The following is a 17077-nucleotide window of genomic DNA, read 5'->3' as shown; positions in this document are numbered from 1 at the left end:
AGGAAAACGAAAGACATCCAGAAAGGCAGATCATGCGGAAAAACCAAAGCAATGGCGTGGAAATGCTTGAAAAACTGGCGGGAGCGACCTGGGATGAGATTGAGGCCCGCGTAATCAAACGCTGCGGGCGACTATTGGCGAGCCGTCCCTACATCGACCCGCGGGATGCCTGCCAAGATGTGCTCATCACCATCTTGTGCCGGGGCTTCCTCATGCGGTATGACCCGAGCCGGGGATCCTTTTGGCATTATGTGGATGGCATCATCTTTTTCCACTGCCTGCACTTGGTGCGGCAATCCAAGCGATTGTCGATCGGGCTCGGTTCCGTCGAGGAACCTGCCGCGCGTCAGCGGTCCTTTGATCCGGTCGCCTTAGTGAGGGATCGCGAGTTTCGCGAGGCGCTGACCGTCGCGGTGGAGTGCCTGACGCCGGCCGAGCGGTCGGTGTTTGCGGATGTCGTGGATCGGGCGCAAGGCAGCCGGCCCGAAGTCCGTCAAACTCGAGCGTCGGTCCACTATGCCCGTGAGAGCCGCTGCCGCCAGCGGCTCCGCACGCTGCTGATCGACTTCGCGGGCGAGTAACAGGTCGCGCCAGGGCGTTAGCGTTCCCGGTCTGGCGGCTCGCGCCGCATGCGCTTGGCCCAGAAATCCTGCCTCGGATGCTCCTGCATCAGCGTGAGTTCTTGAAGGTACTGCTTGGTGCCGGTGCGTCGGACGCGGCCTTCGTCGTCCCTCCATTCCAAACGGAAACGCGAGACGTTGGGATCGGCGTCTCCCAACGTGTCAACCACCAGCAAGGCCGCTTGCCCGTTGTCGTTGCGGATCGTGAGTCCGACGCTGCGAAGCAGTCCGTTAATCATGCTGGCAGTTTTGCGCTTCTCGTCATAGGTGTCCTGCGGCAACAGCTGGGCATACTCGTTCAAAATCGTCTCGAAATTACGGGCAAGCTCGGTATGGAACTCATCGCGGATCGCTTTGAGTGCCGCGTGGCGCTCGTCGAAGCCGTCGGGCAATCCTTTGAAGAGCGACCGGATAGCCGAGAGCTTCGCTTGATTGAGTATGGGGGACTGCGATTCGCCCCTCATGCGCGGTGCTCATCGGCAGCCGCGCTCCACACTTCATCAAAGGCGCGCTTTAGCGCCTGAAGCTCGGCGATGCGGCGTTCAGGCTCGTCGGCAAGACCAACGAAAAGCGAAGCGATCTCGTCGTGAAGCGGTTCGCGCTGGCGGTCGCGCGATGAAGTCTCGGCCATGAATCCCCCGCAATGTGCTGCTTTCAGTATGCCATAGCCGGCGCTGCGTGGCAATACGGAACGTGGCGCGATGTAAGGAACCGATGGTCTGCGACAAGTATGTAATACAAGCGCTTGGCACCAAGCGGGCGCTGCCGCTTGTTAGCAGGGAGAAACATCATGGTTGTGCGCCACACGGTTGACATCCCATTGGACCGAATACGACTCGGAGAAAACGATCGAGACGTTCCGACGCGTGATTCATTGCTTGGAATGAGTAAGTCGATTCAGACAGTCGGCGTACTGCATCCCGTTATTGTTCGCAGAGTTGGGGATGAGTATGAATTGCTCGTCGGAATGAGGAGGTTTCTTGCGTCGCAAATAGCCGAGAAAGAGACGATTCCCGCGCGAATCGTCGAGGGCGACTACAACCGGTCACAATTACTCGCGTCACGGTTGGTCGAAAACATTCACCGGGAGAATCTACTTGACCTCGATACGGCCAATGCGATCGCTCGGTTTATGGAGGAATCAGGCCTGTCTGCATCGCAGGCCGCAGTCGAACTCGGACTCAGCACATCGTCAGTCAGCAATCTGCTCACACTGTTGGGTGCGTCGCCGATCGTGAAGAAGTTCGTTGCGAGTGGCGAGATTGCGGCGAGCACCGCTGTGGAAATTGCTCGAGCCGGAGACATGGAAACACAGAACCGTCTGGCGGAAGACGCGGTTGAGCACGGCCTATCGCGCGACGCCGTCGTCGCCAGCATTAAGCAATCTAAGAACGTAGGCAATTCGATACCAAGCGAACGCAAATCGCGAGTAACCGCCGTATTGTCGGCCGGTCGTTCGGTGACAGTGACATGTAGTGGCTTAACTCTCGACGTGTTCATCTCGTGCCTCTCAGAACTGTTAGCTAAGGCACGCCGCGCACGACCAAAGGGCGTCACGCTCACTACTTTCTGCAAGACATTGAGACAGCAGGTCGGCAACAGAGTCGGCCCGCAAAGGTGATACGAATGGTGGGATGGTCTCACCAGGCGATTCTATTGACAAAGTTGGGAGGTCAGTCATGGTTGAGTTCTTTGAATTCCTGAGGGTATTTGTGATTTGCGGCACAGTGTTCTTCATCACGATGACGGTGCTGCTGGCCATGCCGCAATCGAAGCTGCGCTCGGTCGGACTGGAAATGTCCAAGTGGGCGCTGGCCTGTGGGCTGCTACTGTTAATCCCGTCGCCAGTCGATTGCCTCCCGGATATCGTGCCCGGCGTCGGATGGCTCGACGACATTGGCTACATCCTCGGCGCGCTCGGCGCCGCGAAGTCGGCCGTCACGGAACGCAAGCGACGCACGATGCTGGAGGAACTGGAGTTCGAGCAGGCCCTGGCCGCCAAGCGAAACTCCGTGATGTCGTCCGATTCGAATGATAACGACGAACGGGAGGCCGCATGATGCTCGGTCGATTATTCCGACGCAAATCCCGTCCGAAAGCGCGCCCGCGTCAGTGGAATCTGAGCGACGAACTCTTGCGATGGTCGAAGACAGATGCCTGGACGGTGCGCGATGCACTCGAAGGCACACTCGTCACCGGCGCAACCGGGTCGGGCAAGTCCTCCGGCAGCGGTCGTACCCTGGCACTGGCGATGCTGGAATCCGGATTCGGCGGATTGGTGCTCACCGCAAAATCGGACGAACGCCTGATGTGGGAAACCTATTGCCGCGAATCCGGACGACAGAGCGATCTGGTGATCGTCGGCCCTGATGCGTCACGCCGATTCAACTTCCTCGACTACGAATTGAATCGAAAAGATAGTGGGGCTGGCCTGACGGAGAACATCGTCGCACTGTTTTCCAATGTCATGGAGATTCGTGAGCGCAATGCGTCCGGCGGCGGCCGAGAGGACGGCGACTTCTGGAAACAGAACGCCCAAAAGGCGATGCGGAATGCGGTCGATCTCGTGTCACTCGCGACCGGCCGCGTCTCGGTGCCGGATCTGGTGCAGGTAGTGCTGTCCGCGCCGCTGTCGCCCGCGCAAATCCGAGACAAGTACTGGCAAGGGCAATCCTTGAATTTTCATTATCATCGACTGGTTGACGCCAAGGAGAAGACCTCGCGGCAAGCGCACGACTTTGCGGTCGTAGCGGATTACAACCTCATCGAATGGCCGAACCTGGCCGAGCGAACGCGCAGCGTGATTCAGGCGACGTTCAGCGGCTGGGCGGACATGCTCAACCGCGGCCTGCTTCGCGAGCTGTTCAGCACCGACACGAATATCACGCCCGAAGAGACCGAGCAGGGAAAGATCATTCTGATTGATCTCCCGGTCAAAGCCTTCGGCGAAGTCGGCCAGTTCGCGCAGGTGCTCTGGAAGCTGATGTTTCAACGCGCGATCGAGCGACGCAATGTCGCCGTAAGCCCACGCCCGGTCTTCCTGTGGGCCGACGAGGCGCAGAACTTCGTCACGTCCTACGACATGCAGTTCCAGACCACCTGCCGTGCGGCACGGGTCGCCACAGTCCTGCTCTCACAGAACTACAGCAACTTCCTGGCGGCGCTGGGCGGCGGCGAGAAAGGCCGCGCCGAGACCGACTCGCTGCTGGCGAATCTCAACACCAAGATTCTGCATGCCAACGGTGATCCCGTGACGAACGATTGGGCCGCGGGGCTGATCGGCCGCTCGCTACAGGTGCTGTCGAGCGGCAACAGCACCTACGACGCCGAGGACCAATGGAAGGCCGCCATCGGACTCGACTGGTTCGGCCGCACCGGCAGCACGTCGGCGGGATTCAGCGAGACCTACGAATACGAGGTGCAGCCGCGCGAGTTCACGCGGCTTCGTACCGGCGGTCCCGAGAACCGATGTCAGGTGGATGGCATCGTGTTCCAGAACGGCCGTCAGTTCGCTGCGAGCGGCCGCACCTGGCTGCGAACGTCTTTCCAACAGAACGGCTGACACGATTGCGAACGCTGTCCACGTCGCGCACCAGCCAACAGTGCGCAATGTCGGCATCGCTCTACGAATTGCGACTTACGCCTCATGGAGACTGACCGCCATGCACGACAGCCCCATGCCCGATCACCGCGAAGAAACTCGAAACGCCTTCGGAATCCTCGTCTTCATCGCCCGCGCCATGGCGGTCACGGTCGAGGTCTTCCTGCACCGGGCCGACTCGTTCGGCGAGCGGTATCTCGGGCTTCAGGTCATTGGCGGAATGGTGATGATCGTCTTCTGGCCGATCCTCTGCGATCCCGGATATCCGCCCGAACCCCTGCTCATCTTCCTCGCGACGTTCATCCTGATGTGCGTCGCCGTGCGCCTGCGGACGAATCGCCGGATCACGCGCGACTGCCCGCAACCGCACTCGCGATACAACGGGACGCCGCGACTGATGCGAATCACCGGAATCACGAGCGAAGTCACCGTCAAGCGCGTCGTTGAACCGATCGTCATGTGGCTGACCGGCGCATTCATGCTGTCGGTCAGCCCGCCCCTCGGCGGCTATCTCATGGTCACCGCCGGCAGCCTCTTCATCACGAACAGCCTGACGGATGGCTACGAGCGTCGCCGCGCTGTGGACATGCACGACGCCTATCTCGAACAACGCAACGTCGCGGAACGGTTCCGTGACATGAAAGATAAGTAGCGAAGGTCTCATCGCATTTGAGAGGTGCAACACTCATGGCAAAAGAAGACGCATCCCCAAAGATTGGCGCCGGCCACGCATCGGCCATGTTCCGTCAGGGCCTCGCCGAACTGCGCGCCGCGGTCTATCCCGAATCCAACGTGGCGCAGCCGACAGTCTACGGAATCGCAGGAACCAAAACGCCCGGCGAGGTCATGCAGGACAAACAAGGCGAATTGCGCGACCCCGACGAGCGGCCGTCCATCCTCGATGAACGGATGCAACAGATTGAGAAAGGCAACGAGGGTCCTGAGCCTGAGCCGCCTCAACCGGAGCGAGATTGAACATGAGCGACCCATTGGAATTTGCCTGGTCTGTCGTGAAGTGGTGGATGATCGTCACCATCGTCATCTTCGTGGTGATTCCGACATGGCTGGCCGCATGTTGTATCAAGGCAATCGGCGAACGAATGCGAGGTGCATGGCGATGGTGCGCGGGTCGCCTCGATGCACACCCGTGAACGGCCATCCGATGTATCGGCCCGTTGTCGCCAGCCCCCTCGCCTCGCCGTCCCTGCCCTCACTTCACAAGGGAAAACGAAACGATTGCAATGCCCGCTCGCAAGACTCCAATCCGAACGCACGAGAAGCCGCACGACGGCATCGTCGTGCCGGAGGGCGCGCCGGACTGGATCACGCCCGCGCTGATCCGTGAGACGCTGGCGACATGGCAACCCTTTTACCGCGACTCGATGCCCGTAGACGACGCCGTTAAGATACTCACCAACGTCGGTCGTTTGTTCGAGGTCTTGTCGCGGGGTTGAACCATGAAGCGATATGTCGCGTTGGCGCGGGTATCAAGCCGGGAACAGGAACGCGAGGGCTTCTCGCTGGCGGTGCAGGAGGATGCGCTCAAGCGCTACGCCGCCTCGACCGGCGGCGAAATCGTCCGCCTGTTCCGCATCGCCGAGACCGCCAGCAAACGCGATGAACGCAAGACGTTCAAGGAACTGATCGCCTTCGCCAAGAAGAATGCGGCGACTCTCGACGCGCTGCTGTTCTACAAGGTCGATCGCGCCGCCCGCAATCTCTTCGATTACGTCGAACTGGAGCGGCTGGAAAGCGAGCATGGCCTCGCCTTCGTCTCCGTTTCGCAACCGACCGACAACAATCCCGCCGGCCGCATGATGCGGCGAACGCTCGCCAATATGGCGAGCTTCTACACGGAACAACAGTCGGTCGATGTCCGCGAAGGTCACGCCCGCCGCGTACAGGAGGGCTGGTTCGTCGGGGCCGCGCCCTACGGCTACAGGAACATCCGCAAGGACGGCCGCGGCATCATCGAAGTCGATCCGATGCGGGCCAATGCTGTCAAGCGAATCTTCCACCTCTACGCCTACGAGCCACTGACCGTCGATCAGGTCATCGCCCGTCTCGCCGATGAAGGGCTGAAGTACCGCCCCTCCTCTCCCCGCTTCCCGCGAAGCTCGGTGTACGCGATCTTGCGCGACCGCTGCTACCTCGGCGATGTCGAATATGGTGGACAGTGGTATCCGGGCAAACACGAGCCGCTCGTCGATCGGGCGACCTGGGACCGCGTGCAGGTCCTGCTCGGTGGTAAGACTTACCGCTCACATGAACTGACCTACGCCGGCGGCCTCATCCGCTGCGGCCACTGCGGCAATCTCATCACCGGCGAACAGGTCGTTAAGAAATCCACCGGTAAGCAGTACGTCTATTACCGCTGCACCATGTACAAGCTCGCGCCCGGGCATCCGCAGGTTCGCCTCAACGAGTCGAAGCTGGACGAACAGATTCTCGCCGTCTTCCGCTCGATCAGGCAGCCCGACACGGTTCAGACATGGTTCTCGAACGCCCTGCGCGAATGGTCGAAACGAGAACGGGCCGAATCCTCGACACAGGCCGAAGTTTCCGAACGCGAAATGACGCTCTTGCGACAACAACAGGACCGGCTGCTCAACCTCCGCCTGCTCGACGAAATCGACGCCGACACGTTCGCAAGCAAGTCAACGGAGTTGCGTGACAGGATTGCAGCGGCAGGCCTGCGCGTCGAGGCCGCAAACCGCGATCGCGGCGAACAGGCCGAACTGGCTATCCGGGTTTTCGAACTCTCGCAAGCCCTTGTCGATAAATGGCTTTCAGCCGATTACGCCGCAAAACGCCAGTTGCTCGAAATCGTGTTTTCGAACTTCGTCTTGAACGGCGCAACTCTCTGCTATGAAGTGAATAAGCCCTTCGATGTACTCATCGAAGGGCTTGAAATGAGTCAGACTCGGGGCGACAGGATTCGAACCTGCGGCCTCTTGGTCCCAAACCAAGCGCTCTACCAGACTGAGCTACGCCCCGGCGGCTGTGCCTCGTTGACGCTCCGGCGACCAACAGATTACAGCCCTGCGCGACAACGAGGTCAATTGTAGTCTCACTTGACCTCGGACGCACCTGCCGCCAGCTCAGCAATTCACGCTGAGAATTGTCAGTCATAACCCGACGCTGTAATCACGTTCACTCGACAGGGACAGGCATTCCGTCCCTCAGAACAGGCCAACCGCCGCCGCGGACAAGCAGTCTGCCGTCGTGAGTACGCAATCCGTAGCCCTGAATAGCAGTCCCGCCGCATTGAACACGCCTCCTCAAGACTTTGCTGCCTCATTCGGCAATCCGTCCACGGACGGGCCCTTTCAGCCGGTGCGGTTGCACTGTCGTTAGTCGCAGCCGGCCGCTGCTGTATCAAGCCAGCCAGTTCCTTCAAGCCGCCGGCACAATGGTACGACCGGCGCAGTTTGGATTCCTTCGAGTACTCCCGGAGAAGTCGACAATCCATCGCAAATAAAACGTCGGTGAGCGGCGGCTATGTGCGGAGGATGAAGTGGCTGTCGCCTGCGGCAGAGCTCAGGCTTCCGGCCGAGGTTTGGGCTCCAACTGCTCCAAAATGAGATGAATCGTCATCAGGTGCATTTCCTGAATGTGTGCGCCATTGGCCGCATCCGGTGTCATTGCAATGTCGCAATGGTGCTCTGCCGCGCTGCCCGGCCGTCCCAGCAGGCCGATGGTCGTGATCCCCAGTTCGCGGGCCGCTTCCAATGCCGCCACGATATTCACGCTGCGGCCGCTGGTCGAGAGTGCAATAAGAACGTCACCTTTACGGCCCAGTCCGCGAACCTGTCTGGCAAAGACCTGCTCGAATCCAAAATCATTGGAGATACATGTTATCGCGGTCGGATCCGCCGATAGACTCAGCGCCGAAAGCGGATCGCGATCGCGACTGAACCGCCCGATCATTTCCTCCGCCAGATGCAGGGCTTCCGCCGCCGATCCGCCGTTGCCGCAGGTCATGATCTTTGCACCGGAATCAAGTGCTGCCTGCATCACGCCAACAATCCGGTCGATCGTCCCGGCCTGGCCGGACAACGAACGCAATGCCGTGATATGGGACTCGATCGATCGAGAAATGGCCTCTTTGCGATTCATCGGGACTCGTTGGTGTCGTTGGATCGCTCTCAGTCCATGGCCATCCGCCGGCCGCTGGCTGTTCGCAATCGGTGCCCGATTATCGCCCGAATGTCACGATCTGAATAGCCCGGGATGCCCCGAGCGGATCGGTGAAGATTCCGGGTGGGTGGGGCGGGCGGACGGTCTGCCGCGACTGTGTGTTCAGGACGCGGGGCGGGTATACTTCGGATGTGGACGGATCGGACAGACATCTGGATGACGCTTCGCGCTCTGAACTCCTCACCGGCCTGTCGGTCGGTGGTCGAGCGGCCGTGGATGCGCTGCTGCCGATCGTCTACGACGAGCTTCGGGCGCTCGCGGCCGCATGTCTTCGCGGCGAGCGGTCGGACCATACGCTTCAGCCGACGGCGCTCGTCAACGAGGTTTATGTCAAGCTAGCCGGCCAGGCAAACATCAACTGGAGCGATCGTGCCCATTTCATGGCACTCGCGGCTCGGGCCATGCGTAATACGCTGGTGAATCATGCCCTGGCTCGCGCCGCAGACAAACGCGGGGGCGGTGTTCGCCCTGTGATGTTGTCCACGTCAATCATGCCTTCGGAGAAAAATGCGGTGGACGCGGTTGAGTTGGACGAAGCGTTGACGCAACTCGCGGCGCTCGATTCCCGCAAGGCAAAGGTCGTCGAGTTGCGATTCTACGGCGGCATGACCGTCGATGAGATCTCGCATGTCCTGGGCATTTCAATATCAACGGTTGAGGCGGACTGGCGCATGGCCCGGGCACACCTATCGAGCCAGCTCGCGCGGAATTGACGAGGGATTATCGCCGCATGTCCCCCGAGGAATTTCGAAAAGCTGAGGCATTGTTTCAGGCTGCCTGCGCTCTGAAGCCGGGCGAGCGCTCGCGCTTCGTCCGGCGTGAATCGGGCGGCGATGAAAAACTGCGTTCCTGCGTCATGCGACTTCTCGAACACGATGAAGCGCCCGTCGCCGCATTTCAAACCGCCGTGGGTGCAGCCGTCCGTGCCGCCACCGAAGTCCTTCTGCGCCCTTCGAGCCAGCCGGTTCCGATTCAAATCGGGGCCTATCGCATTCTTCGGCAGATCGGCGAGGGTGGCTTCGGCGTGGTCTATCTCGCCGAACAGGAGAATCCGCGGCGCACGGTCGCTTTGAAGGTGGTTCGGTGGTTCATGGCGTCGGCCGACGCGCTCGCCCGATTCGAGCACGAATCACACGTCCTGGGCCGTTTGCAGCATCCGGGGATCGCGCAGATTTTCGAGGCAGGTGTCGCGGAAGTGACATTTCCGTCCGGCGAGGGTCCGCCATTTCCGTCGCGGATGCCTTATTACACAATGGAGTACATTCAAGGCCGGAATGTGCTCCAGTTCGCCGTGTCACCGGGCGATGGCCACGATCCCCTGAGTGTCACGCAACGGCTCGAGTTGATCGCCCGCGTGTGCGATGCCCTGCAACACGCCCACCAGAACGGCATCATCCACCGCGACATCAAGCCGGATAACATCCTTGTCGTCCGCACCACGCCCGAGTCAGGATCTCGGTTCGTCTCGGGCACGCGCGTCTTTGACGCGCAACCCAAGCTGCTGGACTTTGGTGTCGCGGCCGCGATCGAGGCCGACGAGCCCGGAGCGGCACGGCGCACGCACGTGGGACAGGTCGTCGGTACACCCGCCTACATGAGTCCCGAGCAGATTCGGGGCGAGTCCCATAGTGTGGACACCCGATCCGACGTGTACGCCGTCGGCGTACTGATCTATCAATTGCTGACAGGTCGGCTGCCTTACGAGTTCGGGTCCGCAGGCATGGCGGAGATCGCCCGGATCATCGCCGAGGAGCCGCCAGCACCGATTCGTTCCTCCGCCTCGGCTCGCACCGGACGCATTCCGCAGGACGTCGAAGCCATCGTCTGCAAAGCGCTTTCCAAGGACAAGGATCGCCGCTACCAGTCCGCATCGGAGCTGGCTCAGGACATCCGACGATTTCTCAATGACGAACCCGTCGAGGCCAAGCGAGATTCGGCACTCTACTTGCTCCGCAAGAATGTCAGGCGATATCGCGGCGTGCTTGCGGCGGTCGCGGCGTTCGTCGTCCTGCTGACCGGCTTCGCGGTCTGGGCCTCGGCGCAGGCACGCACCAATCGACGTTTGGCGGATGAATCGATCGTCGCCAGGAACGACGCTTTCGCCCAGCGAGATCGCGCCAATCGAACGGCCGAACAACTTCGCGTGGAAATCTCGCAGAGCCAGATCGACCGCGGCCGCGCGCTCGGGGCGGCCGGAAATTTCGGCGATGCAGAAGCAATCATCTGGCGCGAATTCCTCCGTGATCCCGATTCGCCGGCCGCTTACTGGGCGCTCAACGAACTCTATTGCCGCTTCCCGAGCATGACGACCATGCGAACCGGTCTCAGTTTGATCCGATCGATGGCGCTCAGCCCGGACGGGCGACTCGCTGCGGTGGGCGGCGAAGGAGCCGACCCGGAAGTCTGGGATATCACCTTGCAGACTCGAATCGCCAGTTTGACCGGATTGAAAGCGGTGACCCTTGATCTGGCGTTCAGCTCGGATGGAGAGATGGTTGCCGCCTCCACGGCTGACGGCAGGCTCGGACTTTGGCGCCCGATCACCGGCGAGTTGATTCATGAGATTCGTGCCAATCGGCGAAGCACCGGCACGATTTGCTTCAACTGCGACGGTCGAGCCATTGTCGCCGGCGGCGATGATGGAAGGATTCGGATATGGGATTCAGGCACGGCGAAGATGCTCACCGAGCTGGATACGGGCGGATCCGGTATCTACCGGATTCGGTTCAACTCGGATGGCACGCGAATGGCATCAGCCGTGCGCGGCGGCAACATCGTGCTCTGGAACACGGAGCGCCTCTGCGAGCGCGCGATGCCGGGATCCGCGATCGACGACGCATTTGCGGTTCCCATCGCGACGCTGGTCGGCCATGTCGATGTTGTTTCCATGTTGGCATTTTCGCCCGACGGTCGGGGACTGATCAGCGCGGGCGGCAACTTCGATCGGTCATTTCGGAAGTGGAACCTCAAATCACTGGAGTGCGAAGGAACCTTTGGCCCGGTTGCCGGCGTCGTGGTCGATGCGGCGTTCGCCGATGACGGCCGAACGATTTACGCCGGCGGCTGGTTCTCGACGGATGTGTGGGACGTTGAATCCCGCCGACGCGCGCGATCCTTCCAGCGCGGCTCGATCTCCCGGCTCGCAATCACACGGGACCAGTCCGCGCTGGTCGCCACGACGATGAGAGACATCCGGGTCTGGCGGCTCGGTTCGCCAGCACAGCAGAAAGTATCGGCAATCTCCGATGCCCGGTCGGCCGCCTTTCATCCCGCCGAGAATTCGTTGGCCATCGCTCGGGACGATGGCTCCGTCGCGATTCTTGATCTCGGAACGAGCACCATCCGCCGGCATCTCAGGCCGATTAAGTTGCCGGTTAGAGAGGACGACAGGCTCTACCGGATCCGGGCCTTGCGATTTGGTCCTGGTGCGAAGGAAGTGATCGCCGTTTCACGAGACCGCATTTTGCGGCGTTGGAATGTCGAGACTGGTAATTGTGAAGAGGAAGTACCGAACTCGAACTTCATCTCCCAGCAGTCGGTCGCATTGAGTGCTGACCAGCAGCGCTGGGTCTTCGCTCGCCGCGGCGACAGCTTCGCGCTTGCGGACTATCCGAAGACAACCGATGCGACCGTACTTTCCTGCGATCGATACGAAGCGATTTCGGCCGCCTTCTCGCATGATGGGCGATGGATTGCAACGACATCGCGCGATCAGTTACTGAGGTTATGGGATAAGGACGGAAAACCCATATCGAGAATGCTCTGCCACTACACGCCGTGGGGAATTGCCTTCACGCCCGACGACTCGCGCGTACTGACCGGAACATGGAACTTCAATATCGAGATGTTCGATGTGGGGTCCGGTGAGCGACTTCATGTCTTTGAGGGGCACGCCGGTACCGTGTGGGGCGTCGAGTTCAAGCCGAACGAGCCTGACGTGTTCGCGTCATGCAGTAGTGACGGCACTGTGCGGCTGTGGAGTGTTTCGGCCGGCCGGGAACTTGCCGCCCACGAAATTTGTCCCGGCGAAGAGATCATCACGGCGTGTTTCAGCTTTGATGGCCGATACATTGCTGCCGTATGTTCAGCCGGCGAAACGCATGTACTCGATCTGCATTTCGCCGACGCCTGTATTGAAGGCAACCGCGCCCATCAGTCGGCCTTGGCAAACTAAGCCCGCCCGGATACCGATCGCGTTTCCTCCCCTATCAGCCCGTGGCGGAACTCCGTTTTTTCGAACGGCTGTGCTTTACGCGGCGTAATGGATCGATAGAGCGTCCGGCGTCGTGTTGTTCGTTGTCCGGCGCCGCGGCTCCCGATTGTCGTTCAAGCTCCGCCACAGGTCGGGCAGGGCATGTGCAATGCACTCCGCGATCGCGCGCAACAGCCGCGCCGCCGCATCCTGCATGCTCCTGGCCGTCCCGAAGCCGAGCACCCTGCGCAGGATCAGACTCAAATTAAATCCCGCCACGTGAATGAGCAGTCGCTTCAATATGTTTTCGTGCTCGCGAAGGTGCGTCCGGCGCATCCCGCCGGTGTCATGGCAATGGGCAAAGCTCCGTTCCACCCGCTGCCCGCGCTTCCGCATCAGGGACTTGCCGCGCTCGCCCTTGATCCGGCGACGATTGGCATACACCGCATCACGCGCTTCAAGCTTCTCGGCGATCTCCTTTTCGGTCCGGCCCTGCCAGTTCCGTCGGCCGCGGTCCGGTTCGGCGATGTAGGTGCGAATCTCCCGCTCCTTCTGATCCTTCAACACCTCATTGCTGTGATAGCCCCTGTCCGCCACCACTTCCTTCAAGACCTGCTCGCTCAACTGCTCGCACGCCTTCTCATCCGCCATCACCGACACCAGGTTCTCGTCCACCTGCTTGATCGTCTCGCCGAGGCTCGTCGTGTCGCCGCGACTGGACGGCTGAAGCGTCACCGCCATGACCGCACCCGTGTCCATGTCCACCGCATGTTCGGCCTTGTGGGCCAGGTGCGTGCTGCCGTTCTTCATCTTCGTGATCTTCGCGTCCGGATCGTGCGGATGCTGCCAGTCATCGTTTGACCCCTTGTTCCTGCGCTTCCTGTCCAGTCTGGCCAGGTCCTCCCGCGTCGGCGTCTCGATGCCCGACTCCTTCGCCAGTCGCGTCAGAAACTCCTGATAGCTTTCGCCCGTGTCGCGACGAACGATGCTCCGCAAGGCCGCATTCGCCTCCAAGGTCGTCGCATCGATACCCAGCGTCTTGCCATCCAGCAGCTTCTCCTTCGCCAGAACCTGCAAGACCCAGGTGAAAATCTCCCGGTGCGTCTCAACGTCGATCAACCGCCGATTGCGGCTGATCGTCGAATGGTCCGGCGTCGAGTCGGTCAGCGCGTAACCCGCGAATCTTCGCAACGCCAGCGAGTCCGCCAGCCGCCAGGCGATCCCGCGCTCGCTGCCGATCCCCTCGAAGTAGCCGATCATCAGCAGTCGGAAATAGACCGCCGGCGGCAGCGACGGCCGGCCGACCTTGTCGGAGTAGAACTTGCGGCAGCGATCCTCGACAAAGGCGTCGAAGCCGCCAAAGCCATGAGCGCCGTCGGCAATGCCATGAGCGCCGTCGGCAATGCGGTCAAAGGTTTGCGCCTTGAGAATTGCGTTGACCCGGTCGTAGAACGGATGAGCCCCGCCTCAAACCGGACCGGTGCCGATCCCGTGACAACCGGTGACGGCCGAACGGGAGGGGGTTACGAATGAACCGCAACCGGTGACGGCCGAACGGGAGGCGGTTACGAATGAACCGTAACCGGTGACGGCCGAACGGGAGGCGGTTACGAATGAACCGTAACCGGTGACGGCCGAACGGGAGGCGGTTACGAATGAACCGTAACCGGCTTCAGCAGGGCCGGAACCGGGCCGGAATCGTCCCGGGCCGCCGGACATTCAACGAGAACGACACAGACTTCGGCCAATCCCGCTTTTCAACCCTGCCGCAGCGGGCGGGCAGTTTCTGCGCGGAGATGCAGGCGGGCCATCATGCCACTGCCCGGCAGTCGTCGCCGGAGAGAAAAGTCCCGCAAAAAAGTTGACTAAGCAACTTGGTCAGCGGTTATGTATGAATAACGCTCGGGCCTTGGGCGGGGCTTGCCGGCGTGATACGAACGGGCTTCCGATTCTTAAGGAAAGGATCCATATGAAATTTCGAGCCATCATGCGGCTGCGCGCTGTCTCGCGCCGATGGTCTGTACCGAGTTTCACCTTCATTTGCGTATCATTCATTCTTACAGCGGACGGTCAGCATGCCTCGGCTCAGCCGGGGGCTGTCGAGTTGTATCCCATCAAGGCGCCGACGGGACCGGCGCGTCGCTGGTCGGCCGGCATGGGCGTCACGCCTTTCTCGCAGGTCGATCTTTACACCGGCCGGGTCCATACCGCCTTGCCGATCGTCGGCTGGGGCGGCCGCGGCCCTGGCATCTCGCTGGCACTGCACCATCACATGATCAGCGACTGGGAGGAGCCGACCGAGGCGCTTCGGCGCGGAGATGCCAACCTCGACGGTAAGGTCGATACATCCGATTTGTCCCCGTTTGTCGGTATTGTGCTTGCCGACGCGCCCACGGAAGCTGAAAAGGCCGTCGCGGATATGAACGAGGATGATGAACTCGACCTTCAGGACCTGGACGAATTCGTCGCCCTGCTCGCCGCGAAGGAAGGCGGCCCGGTCTGGACGCATACCTATGACACCAGCCTCAAGATTTCCGGCGGTGTCGGCGGTCCGGACACGGTTGTGGTCGTCTGGGGCGACGGCACAAAAGACAGGTTCAGCAGGAATATCTCGACCGGCCAGTGGGATGCCATGCCCGGAGTGTTCAACAGGCTCGAACCCATCGGCTCATCGCCCATCACCGGCTGGAAGCTCACCACCAGGTCGCAATCAAAGCTCTATTTCCACACCGATGGCCTGCTCGACTTCATTGAAGACCCCTCCGGCAACCAGGTGGTCTGCACCTACATTGATAACGCCTCCGATCCGGCTGATGGTGAACTCGACTACATCACCGACGCATCCGGTCGCGTACTGGACTTCTCCTACAACTCTCATGGCAAGCTGGCGGAGATCACCGCGCCGCTGGGCGTGACGAACAACCCATCGCTCGGCAACAATGCGGAGCGCGTCTGGCTGCTGCTTTACGAGGACACCTCGAACCCCGGCAACCCGCACACCGATGGCGACGGCCATTTCGTCGCGCTGGAGGACCCGCTGGGGCATCGCATCCACTGGGACTACACGGCCGACTACGATATCGACACGATCGCCGATCAGAACGGGAAGGTGTATGACCACGATTATGACGGCCTCATGGGACGCCTCAGCCGTGTAACCAATCCGCTGGCGCAGGAGGTCCACATCGATTACGGAATTGGCAGCAGCAGCTTTGAACAGGAGACGGTCTTTACGGATGTCCGAGGGAATGACTGGTTCTTCCTCTTTGACGTTCTCACCTTCAATCTTATTCAGGCGACCGATCCGCTCAGCGAGACGACGACGATCGGCCATGTCACCTCGCCGGCAAACCTGGTGCACGAAGTCGCGACCGTCACCAATCCGCTGGGCAAGACCTGGACCTCGACCCATGACTCGAACGGCAATGTTCTGACGACCACCGATCCGCTCGGGAACAAGACGACGTACGGGTATGACACGGGCGGGATGAACAACCTGGTCAAGATCATACCGCCGGGGACCACGCCGGGGACCGGCAACACGGCCAAGGCCGTCGCAATCGAATACAACGATGCCAATCATCCGACCAGCCCGACGCACCTGATCGAGCCGGCCGACGGCCAGGGCAACGGCACAGCGACGACGGTGATTGCATATTACGACGACGACGCGACGGGGAGCGGCATCGACCCGGAAGACTGGAACGGCCTCGTCAAGAGTGTGACCGACCCGAACGGGGTGGTGACGCTGTTCACTTATGACGCATGGGGGCAGACGGCCCGAGAGACGGAGAACCCGGTCGATTCGCAATATGATATCAAACCGGCATGGCCGATGGTTTTTCAGGGGCGCACACTGAACGAAGGCGGCGCGGTGGTTGGCTCTTCCAGTTCAGCGCGTAGAAAGCCCAATTGCACCGGGTGCGGCCCCGATACGGCGACCTATTGCACCGACAACGCGGGACAGCAGATTTGCGCGCAGTGTCCAACGACCTGTGTTTCGTTCTGTCCGATCGAGCCGACCGGCATCAACGCGACGCTGATGGCTGGCTGTGCGACATCCAGCTATTCACCGACGGGATCATCGCTCACGTCGAATCGCTGTGTCAATGATCCGCTCATGGATACGCCCTATGACAGCAGCGATCGGAATCGCAGCTTCTCCTATGATGATCTCGATCGCCCTCTGACTTGTTCCCTTGCGACCGAGGAGCCGGTCAATCTACCCAACGCCGCAGGAACACCAGTTACCCGCACATTCACGAACAACTACGACGATGCAAGCGGTGTTTACACCGCGACCGATCAGGACGGGGACTCGGTCATCACCGAACTGGACGCGGCCGGGCGGGTCTGGCGTGTGACGCGGAGCGTGGGCGAATCGCCGAACACGCGGACAATTGTGGTTGAATCAACCTACGACGCGGCCGGGCGCATGACGCAGGTCGATCAGGGCAATGGCAA

The 17077-nt window shown here is 60.9% G+C and carries 15 protein-coding genes, 1 tRNA gene and 2 pseudogenes; 13 read left to right on the top strand and 5 right to left on the bottom strand.

The window, feature by feature from the left end; translation table 11 throughout:
- Positions 1-32: 32 nt before the first annotated feature.
- Positions 33-581, top strand: a complete 549-nt coding sequence (locus KF841_15205; protein ID MBX3396703.1) for a sigma-70 family RNA polymerase sigma factor — start codon at positions 33-35, stop codon at positions 579-581.
- A gap of 17 nt (positions 582-598) precedes the next feature.
- On the opposite strand, the gene KF841_15200 is transcribed toward KF841_15205, so the two are convergent.
- Positions 599-1084 (bottom strand): hypothetical protein, encoded by a 486-nt coding sequence (locus tag KF841_15200; protein ID MBX3396702.1) that lies wholly within the window; start codon positions 1082-1084, stop codon positions 599-601.
- Positions 1081-1251 carry a hypothetical protein gene (locus KF841_15195; protein MBX3396701.1) on the bottom strand — a complete coding sequence of 57 codons (171 nt, stop codon included), beginning with the start codon at positions 1249-1251 and terminating at the stop codon, positions 1081-1083. The genes KF841_15200 and KF841_15195 overlap by 4 nt, the downstream gene beginning before the upstream one ends.
- Positions 1252-1410: 159 nt before the next feature.
- Between KF841_15195 and KF841_15190 the strand changes: the two genes are divergently transcribed.
- From KF841_15190 to KF841_15150, 9 genes and pseudogenes are all read left to right on the top strand, one after another.
- On the top strand, positions 1411-2241 hold the full coding sequence (locus KF841_15190; protein MBX3396700.1) for a ParB/RepB/Spo0J family partition protein: 831 nt from the start codon (positions 1411-1413) through the stop codon (positions 2239-2241).
- 121 nt (positions 2242-2362) lie between these two features.
- Positions 2363-2680 carry a DUF1232 domain-containing protein gene (locus tag KF841_15185; GenBank protein ID MBX3396699.1) on the top strand — a complete coding sequence of 106 codons (318 nt, stop codon included), beginning with the start codon at positions 2363-2365 and terminating at the stop codon, positions 2678-2680.
- Complete coding sequence (locus KF841_15180; GenBank protein ID MBX3396698.1) at positions 2677-4182, top strand: hypothetical protein; 1506 nt, start codon at positions 2677-2679, stop codon at positions 4180-4182. Before KF841_15185 ends, KF841_15180 begins: the two co-directional genes overlap by 4 nt.
- 100 nt (positions 4183-4282) lie before the next feature.
- Positions 4283-4873 (top strand): hypothetical protein, encoded by a 591-nt coding sequence (locus KF841_15175; GenBank protein MBX3396697.1) that lies wholly within the window; start codon positions 4283-4285, stop codon positions 4871-4873.
- 35 nt (positions 4874-4908) lie between these two features.
- On the top strand, positions 4909-5196 hold the full coding sequence (locus tag KF841_15170; protein MBX3396696.1) for a hypothetical protein: 288 nt from the start codon (positions 4909-4911) through the stop codon (positions 5194-5196).
- A gap of 2 nt (positions 5197-5198) precedes the next feature.
- Positions 5199-5372: a hypothetical protein gene (locus tag KF841_15165; GenBank protein MBX3396695.1), complete on the top strand. Its 174-nt coding sequence runs from the start codon at positions 5199-5201 to the stop codon at positions 5370-5372.
- 90 nt (positions 5373-5462) lie between these two features.
- Positions 5463-5675, top strand: coding sequence for a hypothetical protein (locus tag KF841_15160; GenBank protein MBX3396694.1), 213 nt, complete (start codon positions 5463-5465; stop codon positions 5673-5675).
- Positions 5676-5678: 3 nt separating this feature from the next.
- Positions 5679-6131: pseudogene (locus KF841_15155) on the top strand (recombinase family protein).
- Between the two features lie 219 nt (positions 6132-6350).
- Positions 6351-6677 (top strand): annotated as a pseudogene (locus tag KF841_15150) (recombinase zinc beta ribbon domain-containing protein).
- Positions 6678-7144: 467 nt separating this feature from the next.
- On the opposite strand, the gene KF841_15145 reads toward KF841_15150, so the two are convergent.
- Together KF841_15145 and KF841_15140 are read right to left on the bottom strand one after the other, a co-directional pair.
- Positions 7145-7218, bottom strand: a tRNA-Pro gene (locus KF841_15145).
- 543 nt (positions 7219-7761) lie between these two features.
- Positions 7762-8340: an SIS domain-containing protein gene (locus KF841_15140; GenBank protein MBX3396693.1), complete on the bottom strand. Its 579-nt coding sequence runs from the start codon at positions 8338-8340 to the stop codon at positions 7762-7764.
- A 233-nt stretch (positions 8341-8573) separates the two neighbouring features.
- Between KF841_15140 and KF841_15135 the strand changes: the two genes are divergently transcribed.
- Positions 8574-9134: a sigma-70 family RNA polymerase sigma factor gene (locus KF841_15135; protein MBX3396692.1), complete on the top strand. Its 561-nt coding sequence runs from the start codon at positions 8574-8576 to the stop codon at positions 9132-9134.
- A gap of 17 nt (positions 9135-9151) precedes the next feature.
- Complete coding sequence (locus KF841_15130) at positions 9152-12595, top strand: protein kinase (protein MBX3396691.1); 3444 nt, start codon at positions 9152-9154, stop codon at positions 12593-12595.
- 75 nt (positions 12596-12670) lie between these two features.
- On the opposite strand, the gene KF841_15125 is transcribed toward KF841_15130, so the two are convergent.
- Positions 12671-13873 (bottom strand): transposase, encoded by a 1203-nt coding sequence (locus tag KF841_15125; protein MBX3396690.1) that lies wholly within the window; start codon positions 13871-13873, stop codon positions 12671-12673.
- 709 nt (positions 13874-14582) lie between these two features.
- Between KF841_15125 and KF841_15120 the strand changes: the two genes are divergently transcribed.
- Positions 14583-17077: RHS repeat protein (locus KF841_15120; GenBank protein MBX3396689.1), on the top strand; the 2495-nt coding region annotated here is incomplete at its 3' end.

The sequence above is a fragment of the Phycisphaerae bacterium genome (assembly GCA_019636475.1).
GTDB lineage: Bacteria > Planctomycetota > Phycisphaerae > UBA1845 > UTPLA1 > JADJRI01.
The sequence above is the reverse complement of the archived record's forward strand: the minus strand, read 5'-3'. Positions and strand labels throughout refer to the sequence as shown.

Coding starts and splice junctions, on each gene's coding strand:
- KF841_15205 (MBX3396703.1), top strand. CDS start 33: ATGCGGAAAAACCAAAGCAATGGCGTGGAAATGCTTGAAAAACTGGCG.
- KF841_15200 (MBX3396702.1), bottom strand. CDS start 1,084: ATGAGGGGCGAATCGCAGTCCCCCATACTCAATCAAGCGAAGCTCTCG.
- KF841_15195 (MBX3396701.1), bottom strand. CDS start 1,251: ATGGCCGAGACTTCATCGCGCGACCGCCAGCGCGAACCGCTTCACGAC.
- KF841_15190 (MBX3396700.1), top strand. CDS start 1,411: ATGGTTGTGCGCCACACGGTTGACATCCCATTGGACCGAATACGACTC.
- KF841_15185 (MBX3396699.1), top strand. CDS start 2,363: ATGACGGTGCTGCTGGCCATGCCGCAATCGAAGCTGCGCTCGGTCGGA.
- KF841_15180 (MBX3396698.1), top strand. CDS start 2,677: ATGATGCTCGGTCGATTATTCCGACGCAAATCCCGTCCGAAAGCGCGC.
- KF841_15175 (MBX3396697.1), top strand. CDS start 4,283: ATGCACGACAGCCCCATGCCCGATCACCGCGAAGAAACTCGAAACGCC.
- KF841_15170 (MBX3396696.1), top strand. CDS start 4,909: ATGGCAAAAGAAGACGCATCCCCAAAGATTGGCGCCGGCCACGCATCG.
- KF841_15165 (MBX3396695.1), top strand. CDS start 5,199: ATGAGCGACCCATTGGAATTTGCCTGGTCTGTCGTGAAGTGGTGGATG.
- KF841_15160 (MBX3396694.1), top strand. CDS start 5,463: ATGCCCGCTCGCAAGACTCCAATCCGAACGCACGAGAAGCCGCACGAC.
- KF841_15140 (MBX3396693.1), bottom strand. CDS start 8,340: ATGAATCGCAAAGAGGCCATTTCTCGATCGATCGAGTCCCATATCACG.
- KF841_15130 (MBX3396691.1), top strand. CDS start 9,152: ATGTCCCCCGAGGAATTTCGAAAAGCTGAGGCATTGTTTCAGGCTGCC.
- KF841_15125 (MBX3396690.1), bottom strand. CDS start 13,873: ATGATCGGCTACTTCGAGGGGATCGGCAGCGAGCGCGGGATCGCCTGG.